Source organism: Corynebacterium afermentans subsp. afermentans, from assembly GCF_030408355.1.
GTDB classification, from domain to species: domain Bacteria; phylum Actinomycetota; class Actinomycetes; order Mycobacteriales; family Mycobacteriaceae; genus Corynebacterium; species Corynebacterium afermentans.
In genome coordinates this window covers 1,378,870-1,401,492 of sequence record NZ_CP046606.1, presented here as the reverse complement: position 1 = coordinate 1,401,492, position 22,623 = coordinate 1,378,870, and the positions used below count along the sequence as shown (strand labels likewise).

Here is a 22,623-nt window from a genome sequence, read left to right as displayed (position 1 = left end):
GCGGAGTCAGCACTTGTTGCGTCATGTAGACGCCGTAGTAGACTCAGTCTTAACTTTTTCAACCTGCTTCTTGGGCTTGGTTCAATATAAAGCGCGATCTTAAAGATCAGTCGCAAGTATGCGGCCGCTCTAAGGTTGACGGAGAATGGTCCAATAAGGCGTGTATCACGATTAAGAAGTAGACTGATCAATCTAAATCATTGGAAGGATCAGGTGAAAGATAATGGTTGTTATCGCGAGCTTAATAGCATCCTTGATTCCCATAATCCTGGTTGCATATGTAGTTCGGGCTATCTTCCGTAGTAAACCTGTTGAAAACAAGAGCACGTTAATTGACGAGGCTAGGGAAACCAAGCGTAACTAAAGTCTTGCGCGTATTTCCTACGTAAAGCAGTGCCCCCGACTGTTGTTGGGGGGCACTGCTTTACGTAGAGGGTATTGAGCTGAGAATCTTCATTTTTCGAGCCATTGGCTGAGGCGTTGTAGGGGGCTGTGCCTGTTGTTGGTGGGTTCTTGGGCTCGGTTTCGGGGTCGGGGGGTTACTTCTTGGACGGTGAGTTGTTTTTGTGGGGTGATTTCTAGTGCGTGGATAGTTGTTTTGAGTGCTTCGATGGTGTCTTGTTTGGCTTGGATGAGTTGCTGAGCCTGGTGCAGTTGTTGTTCGGCGTAGTGTGCGCGTTGTTTTTCTAGTTCTAGTGCGTGCACTAGATTTTGGTGGTCTTGTGCGCTGGTTGCACTGGTGCGGGTTTCGGGGGTTGTGGGTGATGGTGTCGAGTCGTCCGCTGGTAATGAGGTCGCCGATGGGGATGTACCAGGTTCCTTGTTTTTGCTGGGCTCGGGGGAATTCTCCGCGTCCTTTCGCGCGGGGTGATGGTGGTTTGGCGACGCCGGTGAGCCTGGCTGCTTCAGCGATGGTGAGTAGTTGGTTGAGGCGGTCGTCCATGTGTGCAATGGTAGTGGTGTAGTGCTGTGTACTAGTCGCACCATGCTGCCGCATGTGGTGTAGTGAGGTGGTGCATTAGGTGGTGCAGTGGGGTGTTTCGGGGTGTAGTCCGTGGTGTGTGGCTGTATGCTGGGGGAATAGGGGAGCCGAACATAGTATCCATTATCGGACATTTTATTCTGGACGGTCGTATTCTGAACCGAGTGGTTTTTCTCGATCGTCCTCGGGTGTTCTATACCCGGATTGATGCGCTCGGGTTGCCTTGTGCCAGTTGTCGATCTGCTCTAGGTGTCGTGTGAGAACGTCAATGGCCTCGTCTGTGTGGTCGGTGAGGTAGTGAGTAAGGAGTAGCTCAACGATTTTTTGCTTCGTCAGTACCGCTGATTTATGTGTTGTGGGCCAGTTGCAAGATAAAAGGTTGATCAGATTGTAAAGCTCTGTGCTGATGTCGACTTTGAGTGTCGTTTTAGTGATGCTGCGGCTGTTGCGGAGCGAACTAACGTAGTTATCTATAGCGCCTGGTCGTGTCATGTTTTCGATTTTTTTATGGAACCAGGTCTGTATCCAGGCCCAGTCCTCATTGCTCTCTTTGATCTCGCGTTTGGCTTGGGCTTCGGTGAGACCTTGTTGGGTGAGTAGGCGGATTCCATCACGGTGTTTTTTAGGCATAACAATCTCCTGTGTCGTAAATCACTCTACATTGGAAGTATAGGGGGTGCCTTAAGGCATGCGCGTACCTGTGTGCCCGAGGATTGTGGTTCCTGTTCAAATCTATTTTGGCCGGATAGCGTCGAATTTGTTGCTGAAGAGCAGCCTCCCATGATGATGTTTGATCGCTGAACGCGGGAGCTACAAGACAAATTGGGTCGCCTGAATCCCTCGATTCTGAGTCGAGCTCTCGATTCGAGGGGATAAGACGACCCCTAGCGAAAGGAGGTAGCGCAATGAGCGTCTACTCATTGAGTTTTCCTGGTAAGTACGACCTGGTGTGCTTGCGCGACTCGCTGAGCCAAACCCCTGCCTATGAATACAAGGATGGCAAGCGCACTGATGAACAAAAGACAGACGCCAACGGCTGCCCGCTGTATCGAGTTGTTGGCGCGTTCCCGATCATTGCCAATCAGGTTTTCGAGGGTTGTGTCGTGCACACAACAAGCACGTTTAAAGACCAAGATGTACAGATCGGACAACGCCTGTCGGCTCATGGAACACTAACGGTTCGTTCGAACGACTACGGTCTCGGTGGCACATACGTGTGCGCCTTGGATACCTCGAACGAGGGTAGGGAGCACCGCAAAATGAGCCAGCTACTCTACATGCAAGACATCCCCGACAGCAGTGCCGACCTGCGCGAAGGATTGACTGACCCGCTGGAGTTCTGGCGGACACAGCTTGATTTCTATGACCCGGAAAGCATGCTACTCCCGGAGAACCGGGTCGCGACGATCAATGAGCTCGAGCGCATCGACTCGTCCGGCAGCCTGTCGGTCCTGGCCTCATTCGCGAAGCGGTCCATGGATGCCGCCGGCATGGACGAAGATCTGCAGGAGGGACTCGACTCCATCGTTTTTGCTGCTGATCGATCGCGGGGGCAGTGAGTGTCACGATCCCGGTGACTGAAACGCAGGCCGCTCTCGACCACATCCAGGAGATGGTGGTCGAGGCGGCTATTGCTTCAGTAGGAGCCGTTGTCGTCGGGGGCGTGGTGTGGGCAGCTGTGTCCTGAGCATGGTGGCGCTGGTGGTTCGGTGACAACAGTGCAGCACGTCGGGTACACCTTCGTAGGAAGGAACTGAGCGAGGCGTTCGGCACGACCTTTACCCGGGTGCGCCGCGATGGTCGCATGGCGATTGCTCCACGCGATACAAAGCGTTTTAATTGCCGGCGCGCTCTACCCCTCGCGGATGCCTAGCGAGGAGAGCCGCACTTCACCTGCCTCGTCGGAGGCGTCCAGATCCACAACACCGTGCAGCTGGAACGCGTTGTCCCCCTCGGGGTCCTTGATAATTTGGGTGACCCTCCACGCTCGGCCGGCAGAGTCCTCCAGCCGGAAGAACTCCGGGCCGCGCGCGTCGGGGCCCAGGTCCACATCCGTGTATTCGTCGAAGTAGTCGTCCATTGCAGCTGGCCAGTCCACCCGCGCGTCCGGCTCCAGGTAGCCCAGCATGTCCTCCAGCTGGTCCTCCTTCTCGTACGCGAAAAGTTCCACTAGGCGGAAAAAATAGTTGCGCACCATGATGGTGAAGGCGCGGCGGTTGGCGGTGAGCGCCGTGGGGTCTTCCACACCGAACGCGAGCTCGCGGTCGATGGTGTCTTGACTCACGGGCTGGTCGTCGCCGGTCATGTGCGCCCATTCGTCGATGAGCGACGAGTCGACCTGTCGGATCAACTCGCCGAGCCACACGACGATGTCCTCAAGATCATCGTTCATGTAGGTGTCCGGGATGGAATAGGAAAGGGTGCGCCACGCATCGGTGAGGTAGCGCAGCACCACGCCCTCCGAGCGGGCCAGACCATAGGTGGCGATGAGGTCCGAAAACGTCATCGCGTGCTCGATCATGTCGCGCACAACCGATTTCGGCGACAGCTCGAATTCTTTCGCCCACGGATTGCCTTCCGTGAAGGTGGCGAACGCCTCCTCTAGTTCGTCAGCAAGCGGCTTGGGGTAGGTGACGTCCTCAATGATGGCCATCCGCTCCGTATAGTCCACCCCCTCTGCTTTCAGAGCGGCGATCTCTTCGCCGCGAGCCGCTGTTTGCTGGGCTTGGAGCAGCTGTCTCGGGTCGTCCAGAATCGCCTCGAACGTTGAGATGACGTCGAGGGTGTACGCGTCCGACTCAGGGTCGAGCAACGTGAGGAACGCCAATGCGAAGGGGGACAGCGGCTGGTTCAGCGCGAAGTCGCGGTCCAGCTCCTGGGTGAGCGTGTACGGGCGGAACGCGGGCGAGTCTGGCGTGCGCTCGACTACCCCGGCGTTGATCAAGCCGCGGAACAGGTTCACGGCCTGGATGATGTCGCGGTTCTGCTTCGCGCGCGGGTTGTGGTTCGTGCGCAGCAAGTGGCGCATGTGCTCGTAGCCGTCGCCGGGCCGTGCCACCACGTTGAGCAGCATAGAGTTGGACACCTTGAACTGGCTGGTCAGCTCCTCCGGCTCGGCCACCTTGAGGCGCTCGAAGGTGTTCTCGGACCAGCTGACCTCGCCGTCGCGGGCTGACTTCTTGCGGATCTTCTTCAGCTTCTTCGGGTCGTCGCCCGCCTTGCGGCGCAGCTTCACGTTCTCGATCTCGTGCTCCGGGGCCTCGACCACGACAGTGCCCTCGGTGTCATAACCCGCACGCCCGGCACGCCCGGCGATCTGGTGGAACTCGCGGGACTTCAAGATGCGTTGGCGGGTGCCGTCGAACTTGGCCAAGCCGGTGATCAGCACCGTGCGGATAGGCACGTTAATGCCCACGCCCAATGTGTCGGTGCCGCAGATGACCTTCAACAGCCCTGTCTGGGAAAGCCGCTCCACCAGGCGGCGGTACTTCGGCAGCATGCCCGCGTGGTGCACACCGATGCCACGACGAACCAGCTTGGACAGGGTTTTGCCGAAGGTCGTGGTAAAGCGGAAGTCCCCGATCTCGTCTGCGATGCGCTGCTTTTCCTCGGGGGTGATGATGTTCATGCTCGTCAGCGCCTGCGCCCGCTCCGTGGCCTCGCGCTGGGAAAAGTGCACCACGTAAATTGGCGCCTTGTTGTCTTCGAGCAGCTCCTCGATGGTTTCGTGCACGGGGGAGAACACGTAGTGGAAGTCCAAGGGAACCGGGCGCTCCGCGCCGCCGACGTAGGTGGTCTTGCGGCCCGTGCGCTCGGTGAGGTCCTTCTCCAGCCAGGCGGTGTCGCCCAAGGTGGCGGACATGAGCAAAAACTGCGCCTTCGGCAGCTCCAGCAGCGGCACCTGCCACGCCCAGCCGCGTTCCGGCTCCGAGTAGTAGTGGAACTCGTCCATCACCACCTGGTCGATCCGGGCGTCCTTGCCTTCGCGCAGCGCGATGTTGGCCACGATCTCGGCGGTGGCGGCGATGATCGGGGCGTTCGAGTTCACGGACGCGTCGCCCGTCATCATGCCGACATTCTCCGCGCCGAAAATCTCGCACAGCGCAAAGAACTTCTCGCTCACCAGCGCCTTAATCGGTGCGGTGTAAAACGTGCGCTGGCCGCGCGCCATCGCGATGAAGTGCGCGGCGTTGGCCACCATCGACTTTCCCGAGCCGGTCGGGGTGGCCAAGATGACGTTGTCGCCCGCAAGCAGCGCGAGCGAGGCCTCCTCCTGCGCCGGATACAGCGAGATGCCACGGGAAGACGTCCATGAATTGAACGAGTCCCACACGGCGTCCTCGAACAGTGATTCGGGGGCCTGCGCAATGTCTTCAAGCAAATCGGTCAGCATCACAGCATTCACCGTAGCCGACCGGCCGACACGCTAACGGGGGCCGTCTCCGTCGCCGCCACCGTCGGTGGTGTCGCCTCCGGTGGAATCCCCTTGGTCGTCGTCAAGCGAACGCTCGGGAGCTGAAGGATCGATGAAGAAATGGTCGCGTAGGCGCTGATCCGTCTCTTCGCTGTGGGGGAGGCTGCGCTGCTCGTTGCGGTCCCGGTCCTCGATGGCGGTGAGGTAGTTCTCAAACGCCTCGCTGATCTCCTCGCCGCTGGGCATCTGCGCCTCGCCCGGCATCATCGCCTGCGGGTGCCGGTCGCGGTACTCCTGCATCTCCCGGTCGTAGTGCTCCTCAAGAGCCTGCACCACGTGCGTGATCTCGTCCGAGTTGTGCGTCTGCTCCGCCAGCTGCTGCGACACCCGGCGCATATCCGCCTCCAAGGAACGCAGCGGGAACTGCAGGCTCGTGGAATCCTCAACGGACTGCAGCAGCTGGAACGTCGCGTGAGGGTACGGCGAGGCGGCCACGTAGTGCGGCACGTGCGCCGTGTACCCGGCAACCGGGCGGCCGCGCTTGTGCAGCTCCCGCTCAATAAAGACCGATGCGGAGCCCGGCACGCTGACCATGCCGTCGAAGGTGAACATGGAGCCGACCAACTCGCGGTCGTTGCCGTGCGCGGAGACCACCAGGGGACGGGTGTGCGGAGCGCCCATCGGAGCCGCGTAAAGACAAATGGTCTTGCTCACGCCGAACCGGTCCGCGAGATCCGCCACCGCACTACTAAAGGCCTCCCAGCGCAGGTCCGGCTCCGGGCCGGAAAGCAACAGGAAGGACTGGCCCTTCTCATCGCGCACAACACGCATGTCCAACTGCAGATCAGCCACATCGGTGATCTCGGCGTGCGACAACGTCACCGTCGGGCGGCGGGAGCGATAATCAATCAGCTCGTCGTTGCTAAACGTTGCCACTGTCCTCGACTCCAGCGCCGCCTTGAGGTGGTCAGCGGCGGACTCAATGGCGTGGCCTGCATCGGCGTAACCGTGCATTGCGACGATCAGGGCAGGACCGTTTTGAGGCTCCCCGCTCACCTGCGGAGCTGGGTACTCAAGTTCGTACATAGGACGTTCCTGCGTCATGGTTTTCGGCCTCCTGAAATCGCTCGCCTTACCGGCTTTAGTGCTCCACCCACACAACGGTTGGTGTCGCAGAATATTCCATTGTGCCCGACCAGCAACCGCAAGGTGGCACCGCGGCCGAAAAGGATGCGTAGGAAGTGGCGTTGAGAAAATTTCACGCCCCATGGAACCGAAACCGCCCGGCGAGCGTCTAACAGTTATGGATATTCAGCCACAACCGCACGAAACAAACCGTCCGACCACTCCAATCACGCCGTATCCGAGCGCGGAACTTCTCCGTTCGCCGGCACAACTCATCGCGTCCATTCCCGCCGCACTGGGCTACTTTCCCAACGAGTCGGTAGTGCTCATTAACGCGTACAGTCCGCCAGGGGCCTCTCCAACGTTGGAGATTGGGGCCTACCTCGACGCCGATGTGGGCAACACCGAAAGTATCCAGCGCGCGCTGCAACGAATTCCGCTACCACGTCATGTGGCCACCTTCGCAGTGATTGTGACGCGGGTGCCGGAATCGCAGATGGTTTCGGTAGCTGCGGAAGGATTGCGAATGGCGGCGGACGCCTTCGGGGAGATCGTTGAAGCCTGCTGGACTGTTTCTGAAATCGCCGACGGTACGCCTTACCAGCTGCTATTTGGGCCCGACCCGGATACCGCCAACGCAGTGTGGGAGTGGAGCGAAGGATACGAGCAGGGCACCGTGACGTCGGTGGCGGCCGCAGAGCCGATGGGCCCGCTCATCGACCACGGAGTCCTGCCGGAGCTGCACAAAAGCGAAGTATTCTCCCACTTTGCTCCGGTGTTTGAGCCTGATGCGGAAACGGGGGAAGCTCTCACACCCGGCGCGCATAAACGCGGCACCGAACTCTTCTGCCATCTGAAGCATGCCCCGGCAGTCGCGCATGCCCACATCGATAAAGCATGCGGTGTGTTTGCTGCAGCACCGAACATGGGGCTCATCGACATCGAAGGCGACATCATCATCGACGACGTATTCAACACCCCAGACGATGTCGAGCTGTTTGCCGCCATGCTCTCCGGAAGCAGACTGCGCGACTTTCTCATCGTCGACGCGCTAGAACGCCCGCGCGCGGCTGGGGCGGTGCTATTGACCATCGCCCGCAACTTCCGAGGGGAGATCAGGGCGAACGCCCTGTGTCTGTGGGCCATGGTCGCCCTGTCTCAGGGACTCGTCGGTTGGGCCAGCGCAGCACTATCCTGCGCCGAGGGAGAACTGCCAGGGCATAACCTGTCCGGATTGCTGGGAAGCGTGATGGACGTCGGGCAGGGCCACGCTGTGCTCGAACTGTGCCGCCAGGGGTGTGTGGACACCTGGAGCGAGCTCGAACGGTAATACGCGTCTAGCGCGCGGAGTGCGACCGGTCGCCGAGCTGGCGGGTGAACTCCCAGGCGTCCTCGACAATGGTGCGCAGATCCGTCCGCGACGGCTCCCAACCAAGCGACTTGCGTATCTTTTCCGAGGATGCGATCAGCGTTGCTGGGTCGCCGGCTCGGCGCGGAGCAACCTCCGCCGGGATCGGGTGGCCGGTGACCTCGCGGCAGACCTCGACCACCTCGCGCACGGAGTACCCGTCGCCGGAGCCCAAGTTATAGATCTGGTGCGTGCCGGGGGAATTGGCTTCGAGTGCGAGCACGTGCGCGTCCGCGAGATCCCGGATGTGGATGTAATCGCGCACGCACGTGCCGTCCTTTGTTGGCCAGTCGTCGCCGTACATCATGATCTTGTCGCGGTAGCCCAGCGCCACCTGCAGCACGATGGGGATCAGGTGCGTCTCGGTGATGTGGTTTTCACCGATACCTTCGTAAGCGCCGGCGACGTTGAAGTAGCGCAGGCTGGTAGCGCCCAGGCCGTAGGCGTTGCAATAGGACGTAATGGCGTAGTCGATGGCCAACTTCGTGGCACCGTACGGGTTTGTCGGCCGGGTCGGTGCGTCTTCGGCAATCGGCACGATATCCGGCTCACCGTACGTTGCCGCGGTGGAAGAGAAAACCAACGACTTCACGTCGTGGCGGCGCATGGAATCGAGCAGCGCCAACGACACGTCGAGGTTGCCGTGCCAATACTTGGCGGGGTCTTCCATGGACTCGCCGACAAGAGACTTCGCCGCAAAGTGCAACACACCGTCCACCGGGGCGCCGCCGTCTGTGGCGAGCACGTCGTCGATGACGTCTTGAATCTTGCCTTCGACAAACGTGGCAGCTTTCGGAACGGCGTAACGGTTGCCGGTAGACAGATCGTCCACGACGATCACCTCGTGTCCCGCTTCAAGCAGGATGGCAGCGCATACGCTGCCCACATAGCCGGCGCCGCCGGTGACAACAAGCTTCATGGAAGTCCTTTCCGTGCTGGTGAGTCTCTCAGTCTTGTAAGCCCTGAAGCTCCACGCGCAGGGCGTGCGAGACATCTGCGGTGAGCACGAAAGTCTCACCCTCATCGGTGGAGACCTCCAGCGCGCCGTCCTCCAGTGGGTGCAGATCCACCGTTTGTCCCACAAGCTGGCCTGCGGATTTCGGCAATGCGCCGTCCTGCAGGATCTCGCTGATCTGCACCACCTTCGCGCGCGCCGGTTCTTTCAGACGCAGATCACTGGCCCGGGTGCCCACTTGCTCAGCGGTGCCAGCGCTTGCGCCGAGCTCGGCGAGGGCGGGGATCGGGTTGCCGAAGGGGGAGCGGTCCACGTTGTCAAGCACCGCGACGACCCGGCGCTCCACCTCTTCACTCATCACGTGCTCCCACCGGCACGCCTCCTCATGGACCTGAGCGAGGTCCATCTTCAGTACGTCGGTAAGCAAACGCTCCGCGAGACGGTGCTTGCGCATCACGGCGGTCGCGCGCCGCCGCCCCTCCTCAGTCAACGACAGGGAGCGGTCGTGTTCAACCACCATCAGACCGTCGCGCTCCATGCGCGCCACCGTCTGCGAGACGGTCGGCCCAGACTGCTCGAGGCGCTCCGCGATTCGCGCGCGCAGCGGCGTAATGCCTTCCTCTTCCAGTTCGTAGACGGTGCGCAGATACATCTCTGTGGTGTCAACGAGATCACGCACTGTGATGCTCCCTTCCAATCGCGGTACTGGTTAGAGGTCCGAAAACCATGTGGCAATACTTTAGCCCAGCACCTGTGGCTGTACCGGTAAACCTGAAACAGGGTGCTGGGCTGAAAGCTGCGGAGCGCAGTGCCGATTAGAGCGCGTAATCGCGCAGGCGGTCGGCGCGCTCGCCAGCGCGCAGCTTCGCCATCACTTCACGCTCGATCTGGCGGACGCGCTCGCGCGACAGCCCGAACTGGCGGCCGATCTGGTCCAAAGTGCGCGGCACACCGTCGGTCAGGCCATAGCGCATGCGAATGACGTCCTGCTCACGCTGCTCGAGGCCGTTGATGATGTCCTCGATATCGTCGTGGCGCAGTGTGGTCACCACCGCGTCCTCGGCGTCGGTGGCCTCGGCGTCCTCGATGAAGTCTCCCAACGGCGCTTCCTCATCCGCGCCGACCGGCATGTCCAAGCTCACCGGGTCCCGGGACTGGCGCAGCAGCATCTCAATCTTGGACTCCTCGATGCCGGATTCTTCCGCAAGCTCTTCGTTCGTGGGCTCGCGGCCCAGGGACTGGTACATCTCGCGGCGGATGCGGGACAGTTTGTTCACCTGCTCCACCAGGTGGACTGGGAGGCGGATCGTGCGGGACTGGTCCGCCATGCCGCGCGTAATTGCTTGGCGGATCCACCATGTGGCGTAGGTGGAGAACTTGAAGCCCTTGGAGTAGTCGAACTTCTCCATCGCGCGGATCAGGCCCAGGTTGCCCTCCTGGATCAGGTCCAAAAGCGGCATGCCGCGGCCGGTGTAGCGCTTGGCCAGGGAGACCACGAGGCGCAGGTTTGCCTCAAGCAGGTGGGCGCGGGCCTTGCGGCCTTCCTTGGCCAGAATCTTCAAGTCACGCTTCTTCGCGCGAGTCAGCTTCACCTCTGGATCGTCCAAAAGGCGCTGCGCGTACAGGCCGACCTCGATTTGTTGAGCGAGTTCAACCTCTTCCTCAGCGTTGAGCAGGGCAGTCTTGCCGATGCCGTTGAGGTAGACGCGGACGAGGTCCGCAGAAGGGTTGTCGTCGGTCTGGTTCCGTCGGCTACCGCGGTCGACGGTCTCCCCGGATTGTTGAGTTCCCTGTGCAGCGTGATCCGGTTGGGTCATGTGGCAACGCCTCCTCGGACTAGGTGGAAGAGCTGGGGGACAGCTTGGCAGTCTAGATGGGAAACGCTTGGCTGTCCTGTAGTGTTCCCGCCCGCGGGAAATATATTCAGGTCATGCTTCCACAATGACGGTAAAGGGCCCATCGTTGACGCTCGCGACCTGCATGTGTGCTCCAAAACGCCCTTCCTCGACGTGGATGTCGCGCGAGCGAAGTGCTTCGGCGATAGCGCCGATCACCGGCTCCGCCGCATCGCCGGGTGCCGCGTCGCTCCAGGACGGACGCCGGCCTTTCGCGGTGCGGCCCATCAACGTGAACTGGCTGACGAGCAATACCGGTGCGCCAGCGTCTTCCACCGACCGCTCGCCGTCGAGGATGCGCAACTCTGCGATCTTGCGCGCCACTGTCTCCCACGCATCGTCCGCGTCCTCGCGGCCCGCACCTACGAGGGCGAGGATCCCGCCGGTGTCGGGGCAGTCGATCGCTCCGACGGTTTCTCCGTCCACGGTCACCGACGCGCTCGTCACGCGCGTGAGTACAGCTTTCATTGATGCTCCGTTCCGTCTAGAGGTAGGTAAGTTGCGCGATCTCTGCGGGTAGAACCAGCCCGTGGCGCACGAGGTCGACTACAGCTTTCGCCGCCTCAGCCTCAAGCTTTTCGACGTCCTCCGGTTGCCCCGTCCCGCGCGAAGCCGCGTACAGGCCAACCACGTCGCGCAGCGGCAAGCCGTTCGGGTGCAGCCCCGAGATCAGCGAGAGGATGCCGGCGTCGATGGTGTGGGAAAACCGTGGCCCGTCGGTCCGGGTGATACGCAGCGTCTCGTCCGCGAACCCCATTCCGAGATCGGTGTCGGCGAGCTTGATGTCCTCCAACGCCACAGTGGGCCGGACCACGTAATTCGCGTCGAGGATGTCGTCGCGGTCCTTGCCGCGCAGCCACGCGGTCCGGGTGAAGTACTCTTCGGCTTCCGGGCCGAGCGGGTCTGTAAACGGCTGGGACAGCTCCTCGCAGGTGACCTCGCTCGGCGCGTCGCCGATGTCTTCCAAAAGTATCCAGCCAAAGCCCACGGCGTGGACGTCGTTGTCGGCGAAGTGGTCGAGCCACTGCACGGTGCGCGCGACGCCTTCGTCCGAGCGCGGATCGATGGACTCGTCTCGCAACCAAGTGGAGACGTACATGCCGGGATCGACCACGTCTCGCTGCAGCACCCAGGCGCTCACGCCGTGGGAAGGCAACCAGGACGCGACCCGGGACTGCCAGGGCTGGTCAAGCACATGCACCCAGGAACCGAGGATAAAGGCGCGGCCACCTTCGGCAAGGTGCTCCGGTGCTTGGCTGAGCACCAGTTCGGTGGCGCCGTCGAGGTCCAAGCCAGAATCACGGTAGACATGGCCAACTTCCGGCAGGCCCACCACAAAGGGGGGATTAGCCACGATCCGGTCAAACAACTCGCCCTGAACCGGCTCAAACCATTCGCCTTGGCGCAACTCCACGTTGTCCACCCCGTTCGCCCGCAGTGTCGCCTCGGCGAACTCCAGTGCGCGGGCGTGCACATCGGTGGCCACCACGTGGGTGGCGTTGTCCGCTTGTGCAAGTGCTTGGACTCCGGAGCCAGTCCCCAAATCCAGCACAGAATCCACGGGCGTGCACGGAGTTGCGGACAGCAACGACAGAGATGCCGAGCCGACGCCGAGGACGTGGTCGCGGCCCGGGACGCGGGCGGTCATCGAGGCATCCAAATCCGAAAGCACCAACCTCGGTGTGCCGGCCACGACGTGGGGACGTACCTCGACGGCAATACGGTAGGTGGATGAGTCTGGCACGGGCAGTACCAAGTGGTCGTCGATAAGCGAAAGCGCAAGCTTCGGGGTGAGCATCTCGCCCAATGCCTCCGCTGTTGCGGGGCGACGCAGCACGAAGAACCGGATCAGGCGCGACAGGCGCGCGTCGTCGGAACACACCGCCAGAACAACCCCCGGCTCGCGGCGGTAGAGCGCCTCGGTGGCCTCCGGCCCGAGGTGGGCCGCGATGCCGTCGGCGCTGAAACCCGCCGCGTCGAGTTCTTTGGCAAGCGCCTGGGCAACTGCGGGAAAGTTAGGGGAGAGAGGTTCTGGTGCAATCACGCGCGACTCCTGCAGTGCGAGGGGGCTTATTCGTCGTGGTCGATGATAGCGGGGGAGCTGCCGCGATCCGTCTCGGCCGATTCCAGCGCCGTGCGCTGCTGCTGCGCCAACATCTGCTGCTCCTGGCGTGCCACGGCAGGCTTGTACACGTTCTTCCGGCGGGTATCCCGTACCTCGCCCTGTGCGTTCCCTCGCACTACAGCAATCCACGGCAACGGGACAGATACCACGAACAAAATGCCGGCGAGCACCCACCAATTCGCCCACGCCGCAGCCACGGCCGCGACGATGAACGGTAAGCGCAACCCCTGCAGGACGGCGTACTGCTTCTCGCGTGACTGCCTATTCTGCTCGGGAGTATAGGAAGCATCCGTGATCAGCGCGCGGGATTTCCTGCCCCGACGGAAGCGGCGGGAGGCGCGCTCGGAGGATGGCTGTTCGTTGGCGCTCATGAACCTTGAGGTTAGCCCTCCGGCTTAACCTCTCGCCCGAATTGGGGCATGATGGTTGCCGTGAATACGACGACGAAGACGCTCGAGCGCCCGGACCTCAGGGAAGACACCTCGTCGACAACAGACGACGGCACCCCCAAGTTTTTCCACTACGTGAAGAAGGACCAGATCGTCGATTCCGCCATCTCCGGCAAAATGGTGGTGGCGTTATGCGGCGAGACCTTCCCGGTGAAAAAGCAGGCCAAGCCGGGATCCCCGGTGTGCCCCGACTGCGAACGGATTTACAAGGGGCTGCGCCGCAAGTGACCGCCGCGACTTCTGGGCCCCAGCTGCGCAAATGGCAGCAGGAGGCCCTTGATTCGTTTCTCCGCGACAAGCCGCGCGACTTCATGGCCGTGGCAACCCCAGGCGCGGGCAAAACCACCTTCGCGCTGACTCTGGCCTCGCGTTTAAAAGAGGACAAGACTGTCCAACGCATCATTGTCGTCGTGCCCACGGAGCACCTGAAGCACCAGTGGGCCGACGCGGCGAAGCGTTTCGGGCTGTCCTTGGACCCGAACTTCACTAATTCTTCTGCCGTCAACGCCTCTTACGACGGCATTGTGGTCACCTACGCGCAGGTGGGCATGCATCCCTTCAAACACCACGCTGTGGCGTCTGCGCGTCGCACGCTGGTGATCTTGGACGAGATCCACCACGCCGGCGACTCCAAGAGCTGGGGCGACGGCGTCTATGAGGCGTACAACGATGTCGAACACCGCCTGGCGCTGACCGGTACGCCGTTTCGTTCTGACGATTCGCAGATCCCGTTTGTGCGTTACGTCGAGGACGGTGAAGGCCATTTGGTTTCAGAGGCCGACTACACCTATGGCTATTCGCATGCGCTTGCCGACGGTGTGGTGCGCCCCGTCGTCTTCCTCGCGTACTCGGGCGAGGCACAGTGGAAAGACTCAGCGGGTGAGGAGTATTCCGCGCGCTTGGGGGAACCGCTGAACGCAGAGCAAACCACCCGCGCCTGGCGCACCGCGTTGGACCCGAAGGGCGACTGGATTGCCGCTGTGCTTTCCGCCGCGCACACCAGGTTGATGAAAATCCGCGCCAACATGCCGGATGCCGGCGGCCTAGTCATCGCCACGAACAAGACCACCGCCCGCGCCTACGCGAAGATTCTGACGAAGCTGTCCAACACTCCGGTCACTGTGGTGCTTTCCGACGAACCGGGCGCGTCCGACCGCATCGACGAGTTCTCCGCCTCGCGCGACGAGTGGATGGTGGCGGTGCGCATGGTCTCTGAGGGCGTGGACGTGCCGCGACTGTCCGTGGGCGTGTACGCCACCTCCGCGTCCACTCCGTTGTTCTTCGCCCAGGCGATCGGCCGCTTCGTGCGCTCCCGTATGCCGGGCGAGTCTGCTTCCGTGTTCCTGCCGTCGGTGCCGGTGCTGCTGCGACTGGCGGAGGAGATGGAGGTCTCGCGCGATCACGTCCTGGGCAAACCCCACCGGGAGTCAGGCTGGTCCGACGAGCTGCTGGAGCAAGCCAACCGCACCCAAACCGAGCCGGATGACATGCCGTCCTACGAATCCATCGGCGCTTCCGCTGAGCTGGATTCGCTGATTTTCGACGGCTCCACCTACGGCACGCCTACCCAAGCCGGCTCTGCGGAGGAACAGGACTTTCTCGGCCTGCCCGGCCTGCTCGACGCCGATCAGGTGCGCACCCTTTTGGCCAAGCGCCAAAGCGATCAACTGGACGCGCGCGACGCTGAAGAGCGGGCGCGCAGGGCCGAAGAACGGAAGGCGCGCGAACGGGCGGAGGTACTCGGCGAGCCGGCGGCAAAGCCTCCCCCGGCCCCGGAAGCGGCAGCCGGCGAAGCTACAACCGCCGCAGACCAAATCCCCGCACTGCGCAAGGAACTCAACGCCCGCGTGGCCATCGCGGCGGGTAAGAGCGGCCGGCCCCACGGCGCGATCCACACCGAGGTGCGCAAAGCCTGCGGCGGACCGCCAACCGCACTGTGCAACGCCGAACAGTTACGCGAGCGAATCGCCTTCCTGCGAGACTGGTAGCCCCGACTGTAAAGTGGCGTGCACCGCAATGAAACGAAAGGAACTGTGATGAGCACCCCTTACAACGGCCAGAATCCGAACGGCCAGAACCCCTACGGTGAAAACCCCTACGGTGGCGACGAGTACGGCACCAACCCCGCCGGCAGCCACCCGGAGGGTGTTTCCAACTACGGCGATTACGCTGGCCACGAGCAGCTGCAGCCGGATCACACCCGCGGCGAACCGGGCCAGCCCGGATACGGCATGGCGGGCGGAAACTACAATCAGGCGCCGACGTCGTACGGCTACGAGGCAGCCCCAGCGCAACAGAATAACGGTGTAGCCCTCGCCGCGATGGTCGTGGGCATCTTGTCCCTGCTGGGCCTGCTGTTTCTCCTCCCGGGCCTCGTGCTCGGCGTGATCGCGCTGATCCTGGGCATCGTCGGTGTGAAGAAGGCGAACTCCATCGTCGGCCCGGGCTCCCGCAAGGGCATGGCAATCTCCGGCATCGTCATGGGTGCCATTGCCACGATCCTGTCCGCGCTCATGCTCATCTTCGGCATTTCTGTGGCGAAGCAGCTTCTCGATGACGGTGTGTTTGAAGCGTGCGAGCAGTTCCAGGGCGATAATGAGCAGTACCAGTCCTGCATCGAGGACGAAATTGACAAGAGCTTGAACAACTAAGCACTTGCTTGACCACGTTTAAGCGCCCCGACCACGAACGGTCGGGGCGCTTAAACGTTGCGGGGAGAATACCCAGACTGCGGAATTAATCCAGGTAGTCGCGCAGCACCTGTGAACGCGACGGGTGGCGCAGCTTCGACATAGTCTTGGATTCGATCTGGCGGATGCGCTCGCGCGTCACACCGTAGACCTGGCCGATCTCGTCGAGGGTGCGCGGCATCCCGTCTGTGAGGCCGAAACGCAGACGCACAACACCGGCCTCACGCTCGGACAGGGTATGCAGCACGTCTTGCAGCTGGTCCTGCAGCAGCGTGAACGACACCGCGTCCACAGCCACGACAGCCTCGGAGTCCTCGATGAAGTCGCCGAGCTGGCTGTCGCCCTCGTCGCCGATGGTCTGGTCAAGCGAGATCGGCTCGCGGGCGTACTGCTGGATCTCGAGGACCTTCTCCTCGGTGATATCCATTTCCTTCGCCAGCTCGAGCGGCGTGGGCTCGCGGCCGAGGTCCTGCAGCAACTCGCGCTGGATACGGCCGAGTTTGTTGATGACTTCGACCATGTGCACCGGAATACGGATGGTGCGGGCCTGGTCCGCCATGGCGCGGGTGATGGCTTGGCGGATCCACCACGTTGCGTAGGTGGAGAACTTGTAGCCCTTGGAGTAGTCGAACTTCTCCACGGCGCGAATCAGGCCGAGGTTGCCCTCCTGGATCAGGTCCAAGAAAGCCATGCCGCGGCCGGTGTAGCGCTTCGCCAGGGAGACCACCAGGCGCAGGTTTGCTTCCAGCAGGTGGTTCTTCGCCTTGCGGCCGTCGCGCGCAACCGACCGCAGGTCGCGCTTCACGGCGGGGGTGAGCTTGGCGTCTTTGTCGCCTTCGGCGGCTGCGCGCGCCATTTCGTCGAGACGGTACTGCGCGTACAACCCGGCCTCGATACGCTTGGCAAGCGAGACCTCCTGCTCGGCATCGAGCAGAGCGACCTTGCCGATCTGCTTGAGGTACGCGCGCACCGAGTCCGCAGATGCCGTGAGCTGCGCGTCCTTGCGTGCCTGGCGCAGTGCGGCGGACTCTTCGATGTCCCAGACGGAGGAACTGTCTTCGCTTTCCTCGTCCTCGTTATCCTCGGCGTCGCCATCGCGCGCGCCGTCCTCATCATCATCGCCGAGCGTGTCGTCGATGTCTTCGTCGAAGGTGTCGTCCTCGTCGTCGATCTCCGCATCGAAATCCGTATCGTCGCGGTCGACACCCTGCTCGTTCAGCTCGTCAGCGTCGCTACCGCCGGCCTGGAGCTCGTCCTCCAACTCGTCGGCATCTGCGGCAGTATCCTTCGCTGCCTTAGTTGCCTTCTTTGCCGTCGCCTTTTTCGCAGTCGTCTTTCTTGCGGTCTTCTTCGCAGCCTTCTTCGCGGTCTTTCTCGCCGTTTTCTTGGCGGCCTTCTTCACCGTCTTCTTGGCGGTCTTTTTCGCGGTCTTTTTCGCAGCCTTCTTAGCCGCTTTTTTCGCGCTGGATTTGGCAACGCTGCCTGCGCCACCGTCGGACGAAACTGCAGTCACGTCGTCGGCATTTTTGCTTGAAGCTTCGCTGGCTACCACGTACGCCCTTTCGAGTCAATCGGACCTTACCACTGGCAATCCAGGGTACGTATGCGTCCAAAAATTTTCAGAACGCCAATATTAACAGCCGTCCAGGCGGAGTATTCCGTGCCCCGCGCGGGCCGACCGTTGAACGGCAACCACCGTACATTACCGCCCCCCGAGGACCTACGGCGCGACATGGTCCTGGGCAGCCATCGCCGCTCCCACGATCCCGGCCCTGTTGCGCAACGCCGCCGGCGCCACCGGGGTATCTACTGTCAGAAGCGGAACCCATTTGTCCGCGTGCCGGGAAATGCCGCCGCCGACAATAAACGCCGCCGGGTTAAACAGCCGGTCGTATTCGTGGAGGACTTTATCCACGCGCTTGGCCCACTTTTTGTAGCTCAGCTCTTCCCGGTCCTTTGCAGCGGAGGAGGCGAAGTGCTCTGCCTCGGTGCCGTCGACAAGCATGTGCCCGAGTTCGGTGTTGGGGAACAATGTGCCGTCGACCAGGAACGCAGAGCCGATGCCGGTGCCGAAAGTGAGGAAGATGACTGCGCCGCTGCGGGCGGTGTCGCTGCCGAAGGCCACCTCGGCGATGCCCGCCGCATCCGCGTCGTTGAGCACAGAGATAGTTTCGCGGCCCAGCGCCTGGGTGAATAGGTCATGCACGTTGGTGCCCACCCACGACTCATCGATGTTGGCAGCGGAGCGCGCGACCTGCTGGGTCACCACCGGTGGGAGAGTGATGCCGACTGGGCCCTCCCACGCGCATTCATCTACGATCTGCCCGACGACCTCGGCGACCGCCTCCGGTGTTGCAGGTTGCGGCGTGGCAATTTTTACCCGCTCGCCCACAAAAACGCCGGTGCGAAGATCCACCACGGCGCCCTTCACGCCGGAACCGCCGATATCCACACCGAAACCCAGAGCCTTTTGCGTCATGCAATGGAAGTGTACAAACGCGATGCGACACCTGCCTTGTGAGCGAAGTTTCTGGTGTCTGAGCAGGGAAGATGACAGGGCTATGTGTTTGACCTAGTATTCCGCTCAAATAACGACATTCAGGCCCCTCCCGGGGCGACCACGCTGAGCTGGAGGACACACCACCATGGCCACCGATTACGATGCGCCGCGCCGCCGCATGGATGACGAAATTGAGACCGACTCCTTGGAAGGTCTCAAGGCTGCTGAAGTAGCTGGCAGCAGCATGGACGACGACGGCGAGATCGTTGAGCCCGTGGAGCCTCCGACCCAGGACCTCTCCGGCGAGGAGCTCAACGTAGAGGTCAAGCCGCGCCAGGACGACGAGTTCACCTGCGCGTCCTGCTTCCTTGTGCAGAAGAACAAGCGCCTCGCCTACACCGAGGACGACGGTTCGAAGATCTGCCTCGACTGCGAGTAAGCAGTTGCCTATCGACGGCTAAAGGGCGGCCCCACCTAGTCAGGTGGCGCCGCCCTTGAGTCTTTTGTCCCGCTGCCCGGTTATCCGGCGGTAGTGCCGGGGGCGAACGCCGCCAGGACATCTTCGGGGTGTTTCGCGGAGATCAACCAGTACGGGGTGGGATCCTCCGGGTCCTCCAAGACGATGAGGACGTGTTCGCTCACCCACGGGCGAGAGACCAAGTACGCCGCCGGGTCCAGTTGGCGCCCGAGCGCGTTCTGGCGGGCGGAACCCGGGACCACCATGGAGCGCGAGACCACGGTGTTGGGCAGGTTCGCGTCGTCGACGAGCAACCAGCGCGTGCCGTCCGGGTCCTGTTCCACGGAGACCGTGGTGCGCGATAGCCAGAACAAAAACCACGCGAACAGCGCCGAGAACAGCACCAGCGGGACCGCGAACCACCAGACGTTGCGGTTGAGGCCAAACTGTCCGGCGAGCAGCAACGCGAGCCCGGCGAGGGCAGCCCACCAATACCAAGGCACCCACTGACGCTCCGTGTACAGCACCTTCGTCTGAGGTGCCGTCGCAGCCGTCGCTGCCTTCTCGGGGCCGGGGTTTGAAGGGGTCGAAGCGGTCTCACTCACGCACTCCACAATAGGCGTGCCCAGTGCAGGGGCATACTTGCAGGGCAGTCGCGGGGGAGACCGGTGCCGCGCATTGGCGGAGTGGCGCTGACGCACTGACCCTGACGTAGTGTGGGGCGGGTGGAGAAGCAAAACAGCGAGCACAGCACACACAACCCCAACGGCGCGCACACGGGCGATCCGCTCCCGCCGATCCCAGTCAAGCGCCTTGACCCGGAGCTGCCAATGCCGATGCGGGCGCACCCAGAAGACGCCGGCGCGGACCTGTATTCCGCGGAAGATTTGGTGCTGCAGCCGGGGGAGCGGGCACTCGTGGCTACAGGCATGGCGATCGCGCTGCCCGTGGGGACGGTCGGTTTGATCCACCCGCGATCTGGCATGGCTGCCAAGCACGGACTGAGCATTGTCAACACGCCCGGCACCATTGACGCGGGTTACCGTGGGGAGTTGAAGGTCTGCCTGCTCAACACCGACCGCTCCGAGCCGATCGAAATCACCCGTGGCATGCGGATTGCGCAGCTGGTGATTCAGCGTGTGGAGTTGGTGGATTTCACCGAAGTTGACGCTCTGGACGAGACGCAGCGCGGCGACGGCGGGTACGGCTCGACCGGAACCCACTAGCGCCGCTAGCACGGACTACAGTCAATAACCGCAAACGCAAGAATTACACTCATCTGCGACCACCAATTTTAGGGAGTGACCACCGATGGCATTTTGGCCGTTTGGCAAGAAAAAGAAGAAGCAGCAGGAAAAATCCGTAGAGTCCTCGCCGCTGGAGCCGAAGCAGGAACAGCCCGGCGCTCAGGCCCCTGCGGCTGATGCCGAGGTGGCGCCGCAGACTGAGGCCGCTGAGGAGGCGTCGCCCGTTGAGAAGCAGGAAACTGCTCCGGCTGCCGCACCTGGCGCCTCCGCCGCAGCGGGTGTGGAGGCACTGACGGACTACGACCCGGTCGGCGGCTCCACTGGTCCGTTCGACGGCGACAGCGTCGACATTGAGGACTTCGACTTCTCGGACTTTTCCGACGTCACCCTGAACCTCGGATCCATCCGTGTGCCGCTGCCGAAGGAATCCCAGGTGCAGGTGGAGATGGGTGAGCAAGGCCCGAAGATGGTCCACGTGGTCACCCGCTACGGCCGTATCACCCCGGTCGCATTCGCGGCACCGCGCACCGGCGGCCTCTGGGAGGAATCCTCGGAGGAGATCATTGCGGGCATGCGCGCCGAAGGCATGCCGGTGGAAATCCAGCAGGGCCCGTGGGGCCAAGAGATCGTTGGCACCGGCACCAACGGCGTGATCCGCATTATCGGTGTGGAGGGTCCGCGCTGGCTCTACCGCGTCACCTTGGCGGCGCCGACCGGCTCCGAAGACCAGCTCGCGGAGATCGGCCGCGAGACCGTCGCGCGCTCTTTTGTCTACCGTGGCGAGGACCCGATCCTGGCCGGCAACTCCCTGCAGGTGGTCCTGCCAGCGCAGCTTGCTCAGCAGGTGCAGGCCGCAGCCGAGGCCAAGGCGCGTCAGGGCCAGGCTTCCGCGCAGGCACCGGCGGAGGGCAACCCGAACGCCCTGGGTGACGCACTGAAGCAAATCATCGCCCAGAACGTGGAGAACCAGAAGCAGCTGCAGGAACTGCGCGAGCGTCGCGCCGCCGGCGGCAGCTCGAAGGCAGGCGGCGACACCCCGTCTGCTGCCGAGTAAATGGCGGATCTGGCTGATAGCACCGGTGCGCCCGCTGTAGCGGCGGGGGCGCCGGTGCGTTTGCACGTCCGTGCCATGGCGCACGGCGGCGAAGGCATCGCCGACGCGCCCGACGGGCGTGTGGTGTTCGTCCGTGGCGCAATCCCCGGCGACACGGTGGAGGCGACGCTAACGAAGGTGAAGAAGCGGTGGGCCCGCGCGGAGGCTACCGCCGTGCTTGATCCGTCGCCGCACCGCGTCGACCCCACTTGCCCTGCGGCTGCCGCAGGTGCGGGGTGCTGCGACTTTTCCCATATCGCCGCCCACGCGCAGCTGGAGTTCAAACGCGAGGTGCTCCTGGGGCAACTGGGGGCGCTGTCCTCCCGCTCGGGGGTGTTGGACGGGTACGACCTCCACGAGGTGGAGGCGATTCAGCTTGAGCCAGTGACCGGGTGGCGGACCCGCGTCAGGCTGGGCGTAGACCGTAAGGGCAATGCCGGCATGCGGAGGGCGCGTTCCGCTGAAGTTGTCGCTGGGGTGCAGTGCACGCAGCCGAAGGCGGGCTTGCTCGACGGCATTGTGGGCGAGGGAGCTGCAACGTTCACCCCGGGAGCCGAGCTCGTTGTCGCGGTTGACGCGAAGGGCATCCGCCACGTGGTGGAGACCCGGGCTGCGCACCGTGGGCGCCGCGTGGAGCGCGTCGAGCGTGTTCTTGAAGGGCCGGGTGAGCTGGTAGAACACGTGCGCGGGTTCGCCTTCGTTTTTCCGCCGACCGCGTTCTGGCAGGCGCACCAGCGTGCCCCGGAGGCGTATTCCGATGTGATCTACCAGTGGGGTGCAGGCGCGTACGCCAACTGCGTGGGTTGGGACCTCTACGGCGGCGTCGGCGCGTTTGTGCCGGCGATGAGCGCGGCGCTCGGCGGCGGCCGGATTGAGACCGTGGACTACTCCAGCGCCGCCACCTCCCGCCGCCAACAGGTCGCCGACGCGTGCGATGTGCGCGTGCACCACGGCGATACGGCGGCAGTCGTGGGAGAGCTGGAGCGTCCCGGCTTAGTTGTGCTGGACCCGCCGCGGGCAGGTGCGGGCGCGGACGTGGTCCGCGCGATTGTTCAAGCGGCACCAGAGCGCATCATCCACGTCGGATGCGACCCGGCGACGTTCGCTCGCGATTTAGCGGGCTTTGGCGAACACGGCTACGCGGTGAAGCAAATGAAGCTTATCGACGCGTTCCCGAACACCCACCACTTCGAGGTGATGGCGATGCTTGAGCCGGTGCCGCGGGACGAATCCTCGTGAGAAAGCCAGCGTGTAAACTAGCGTGAACGAAACGGCAGCTGCGC

Annotated in this window: 21 protein-coding genes; 9 read left to right on the top strand and 12 right to left on the bottom strand. The window is 62.7% G+C overall.

The genetic code is table 11. The features are described 5' to 3' along the window. Positions 1-1,117: 1,117 nt before the first annotated feature. Complete coding sequence (locus CAFEA_RS06705) at positions 1,118-1,612, bottom strand: hypothetical protein (RefSeq protein WP_063936823.1); 495 nt, start codon at positions 1,610-1,612, stop codon at positions 1,118-1,120. Positions 1,613-1,887: 275 nt separating this feature from the next. On the opposite strand from CAFEA_RS06705, the gene CAFEA_RS06700 reads away from it, so the two are divergent. Further along, complete coding sequence (locus CAFEA_RS06700; RefSeq protein WP_063936822.1) at positions 1,888-2,541, top strand: hypothetical protein; 654 nt, start codon at positions 1,888-1,890, stop codon at positions 2,539-2,541. Positions 2,542-2,834: 293 nt separating this feature from the next. Here the strand turns inward: CAFEA_RS06700 and CAFEA_RS06695 are convergent, their stop codons facing one another. Both CAFEA_RS06695 and CAFEA_RS06690 read right to left on the bottom strand, forming a co-directional pair. Then, positions 2,835-5,375: a DEAD/DEAH box helicase gene (locus CAFEA_RS06695; RefSeq protein WP_063936918.1), complete on the bottom strand. Its 2,541-nt coding sequence runs from the start codon at positions 5,373-5,375 to the stop codon at positions 2,835-2,837. A 33-nt stretch (positions 5,376-5,408) separates the two neighbouring features. Beyond that, positions 5,409-6,482: a PAC2 family protein gene (locus CAFEA_RS06690; RefSeq protein WP_253704880.1), complete on the bottom strand. Its 1,074-nt coding sequence runs from the start codon at positions 6,480-6,482 to the stop codon at positions 5,409-5,411. Positions 6,483-6,663: 181 nt separating this feature from the next. Here CAFEA_RS06690 and CAFEA_RS06685 point away from each other — a divergent pair, with 181 nt between their 5' ends. Continuing rightward, positions 6,664-7,851, top strand: a complete 1,188-nt coding sequence (locus CAFEA_RS06685; RefSeq protein WP_159437622.1) for a DUF4192 domain-containing protein — start codon at positions 6,664-6,666, stop codon at positions 7,849-7,851. 7 nt (positions 7,852-7,858) lie between these two features. On the opposite strand, the gene galE is transcribed toward CAFEA_RS06685, so the two are convergent. From galE to CAFEA_RS06655, 6 genes are all read right to left on the bottom strand, one after another. Further along, positions 7,859-8,848 carry a UDP-glucose 4-epimerase GalE gene (galE, locus tag CAFEA_RS06680; RefSeq protein WP_063936819.1) on the bottom strand — a complete coding sequence of 330 codons (990 nt, stop codon included), beginning with the start codon at positions 8,846-8,848 and terminating at the stop codon, positions 7,859-7,861. Positions 8,849-8,876: 28 nt separating this feature from the next. After that, entirely contained in the window at positions 8,877-9,563 is a 687-nt protein-coding gene (locus CAFEA_RS06675; protein WP_063936818.1) for a metal-dependent transcriptional regulator, read from the bottom strand. 136 nt (positions 9,564-9,699) lie between these two features. After that, positions 9,700-10,701, bottom strand: a complete 1,002-nt coding sequence (locus CAFEA_RS06670) for a sigma-70 family RNA polymerase sigma factor (protein ID WP_063936817.1) — start codon at positions 10,699-10,701, stop codon at positions 9,700-9,702. A gap of 111 nt (positions 10,702-10,812) precedes the next feature. Continuing rightward, the gene (gene dtd / locus CAFEA_RS06665) at positions 10,813-11,247 is read right to left on the bottom strand and encodes a D-aminoacyl-tRNA deacylase (protein WP_034998789.1); all 435 of its coding nucleotides are present in this window, start codon (positions 11,245-11,247) and stop codon (positions 10,813-10,815) included. A gap of 16 nt (positions 11,248-11,263) precedes the next feature. Beyond that, positions 11,264-12,823 (bottom strand): DUF7782 domain-containing protein, encoded by a 1,560-nt coding sequence (locus CAFEA_RS06660; protein ID WP_253704879.1) that lies wholly within the window; start codon positions 12,821-12,823, stop codon positions 11,264-11,266. Between the two features lie 26 nt (positions 12,824-12,849). Continuing rightward, positions 12,850-13,275: a DUF3099 domain-containing protein gene (locus tag CAFEA_RS06655; RefSeq protein ID WP_063936816.1), complete on the bottom strand. Its 426-nt coding sequence runs from the start codon at positions 13,273-13,275 to the stop codon at positions 12,850-12,852. Between the two features lie 51 nt (positions 13,276-13,326). On the opposite strand from CAFEA_RS06655, the gene CAFEA_RS06650 reads away from it, so the two are divergent. The 3 genes from CAFEA_RS06650 to CAFEA_RS06640 are packed head-to-tail and all read left to right on the top strand — an operon-like array spanning position 13,327 to position 16,004. After that, positions 13,327-13,581, top strand: coding sequence for a DUF3039 domain-containing protein (locus tag CAFEA_RS06650; protein ID WP_063936916.1), 255 nt, complete (start codon positions 13,327-13,329; stop codon positions 13,579-13,581). Continuing rightward, positions 13,578-15,341 (top strand): DEAD/DEAH box helicase, encoded by a 1,764-nt coding sequence (locus CAFEA_RS06645; protein ID WP_063936815.1) that lies wholly within the window; start codon positions 13,578-13,580, stop codon positions 15,339-15,341. Before CAFEA_RS06650 ends, CAFEA_RS06645 begins: the two co-directional genes overlap by 4 nt. Before the next feature lie 48 nt (positions 15,342-15,389). Next, the gene (locus CAFEA_RS06640; protein ID WP_063936814.1) at positions 15,390-16,004 is read left to right on the top strand and encodes a DUF4190 domain-containing protein; all 615 of its coding nucleotides are present in this window, start codon (positions 15,390-15,392) and stop codon (positions 16,002-16,004) included. A gap of 85 nt (positions 16,005-16,089) precedes the next feature. Here the strand turns inward: CAFEA_RS06640 and CAFEA_RS06635 are convergent, their stop codons facing one another. Both CAFEA_RS06635 and ppgK read right to left on the bottom strand, forming a co-directional pair. Then, positions 16,090-17,595, bottom strand: a complete 1,506-nt coding sequence (locus CAFEA_RS06635; protein WP_063936813.1) for an RNA polymerase sigma factor — start codon at positions 17,593-17,595, stop codon at positions 16,090-16,092. Between the two features lie 168 nt (positions 17,596-17,763). Beyond that, positions 17,764-18,522, bottom strand: coding sequence for a polyphosphate--glucose phosphotransferase (gene ppgK / locus CAFEA_RS06630; RefSeq protein ID WP_063936812.1), 759 nt, complete (start codon positions 18,520-18,522; stop codon positions 17,764-17,766). Positions 18,523-18,688: 166 nt separating this feature from the next. Between ppgK and CAFEA_RS06625 the strand changes: the two genes are divergently transcribed. Further along, complete coding sequence (locus CAFEA_RS06625; RefSeq protein WP_063936811.1) at positions 18,689-18,982, top strand: DUF4193 domain-containing protein; 294 nt, start codon at positions 18,689-18,691, stop codon at positions 18,980-18,982. An 80-nt stretch (positions 18,983-19,062) separates the two neighbouring features. Here CAFEA_RS06625 and CAFEA_RS06620 read toward each other — a convergent pair whose 3' ends face one another. After that, positions 19,063-19,614, bottom strand: coding sequence for a DUF3093 domain-containing protein (locus CAFEA_RS06620; protein WP_063936810.1), 552 nt, complete (start codon positions 19,612-19,614; stop codon positions 19,063-19,065). A gap of 183 nt (positions 19,615-19,797) precedes the next feature. On the opposite strand from CAFEA_RS06620, the gene dut reads away from it, so the two are divergent. From dut to CAFEA_RS06605, 3 genes are all read left to right on the top strand, one after another. Further along, positions 19,798-20,226 carry a dUTP diphosphatase gene (gene dut, locus CAFEA_RS06615; RefSeq protein ID WP_034999296.1) on the top strand — a complete coding sequence of 143 codons (429 nt, stop codon included), beginning with the start codon at positions 19,798-19,800 and terminating at the stop codon, positions 20,224-20,226. Positions 20,227-20,311: 85 nt separating this feature from the next. Continuing rightward, positions 20,312-21,301, top strand: coding sequence for a DUF3710 domain-containing protein (locus CAFEA_RS06610; RefSeq protein ID WP_063936809.1), 990 nt, complete (start codon positions 20,312-20,314; stop codon positions 21,299-21,301). Then, entirely contained in the window at positions 21,302-22,579 is a 1,278-nt protein-coding gene (locus tag CAFEA_RS06605) for a class I SAM-dependent RNA methyltransferase (RefSeq protein ID WP_172796698.1), read from the top strand. It abuts the gene before it with no gap. Positions 22,580-22,623 lie beyond the last annotated feature (44 nt).

What these genes read in the sequence shown, in the direction of transcription:
- CAFEA_RS06705 (WP_063936823.1), bottom strand. Translation starts at nt 1,612, where the DNA reads ATGCCTAAAAAACACCGTGATGGAATCCGCCTACTCACCCAACAAGGT.
- CAFEA_RS06700 (WP_063936822.1), top strand. Translation starts at nt 1,888, where the DNA reads ATGAGCGTCTACTCATTGAGTTTTCCTGGTAAGTACGACCTGGTGTGC.
- CAFEA_RS06695 (WP_063936918.1), bottom strand. Translation starts at nt 5,375, where the DNA reads ATGCTGACCGATTTGCTTGAAGACATTGCGCAGGCCCCCGAATCACTG.
- CAFEA_RS06690 (WP_253704880.1), bottom strand. Translation starts at nt 6,482, where the DNA reads ATGTACGAACTTGAGTACCCAGCTCCGCAGGTGAGCGGGGAGCCTCAA.
- CAFEA_RS06685 (WP_159437622.1), top strand. Translation starts at nt 6,664, where the DNA reads ATGGAACCGAAACCGCCCGGCGAGCGTCTAACAGTTATGGATATTCAG.
- galE (WP_063936819.1), bottom strand. Translation starts at nt 8,848, where the DNA reads ATGAAGCTTGTTGTCACCGGCGGCGCCGGCTATGTGGGCAGCGTATGC.
- CAFEA_RS06670 (WP_063936817.1), bottom strand. Translation starts at nt 10,701, where the DNA reads ATGACCCAACCGGATCACGCTGCACAGGGAACTCAACAATCCGGGGAG.
- dtd (WP_034998789.1), bottom strand. Translation starts at nt 11,247, where the DNA reads ATGAAAGCTGTACTCACGCGCGTGACGAGCGCGTCGGTGACCGTGGAC.
- CAFEA_RS06655 (WP_063936816.1), bottom strand. Translation starts at nt 13,275, where the DNA reads ATGAGCGCCAACGAACAGCCATCCTCCGAGCGCGCCTCCCGCCGCTTC.
- CAFEA_RS06650 (WP_063936916.1), top strand. Translation starts at nt 13,327, where the DNA reads ATGGTTGCCGTGAATACGACGACGAAGACGCTCGAGCGCCCGGACCTC.
- CAFEA_RS06640 (WP_063936814.1), top strand. Translation starts at nt 15,390, where the DNA reads ATGAGCACCCCTTACAACGGCCAGAATCCGAACGGCCAGAACCCCTAC.
- ppgK (WP_063936812.1), bottom strand. Translation starts at nt 18,522, where the DNA reads ATGACGCAAAAGGCTCTGGGTTTCGGTGTGGATATCGGCGGTTCCGGC.
- CAFEA_RS06625 (WP_063936811.1), top strand. Translation starts at nt 18,689, where the DNA reads ATGGCCACCGATTACGATGCGCCGCGCCGCCGCATGGATGACGAAATT.
- CAFEA_RS06610 (WP_063936809.1), top strand. Translation starts at nt 20,312, where the DNA reads ATGGCATTTTGGCCGTTTGGCAAGAAAAAGAAGAAGCAGCAGGAAAAA.
- CAFEA_RS06605 (WP_172796698.1), top strand. Translation starts at nt 21,302, where the DNA reads ATGGCGGATCTGGCTGATAGCACCGGTGCGCCCGCTGTAGCGGCGGGG.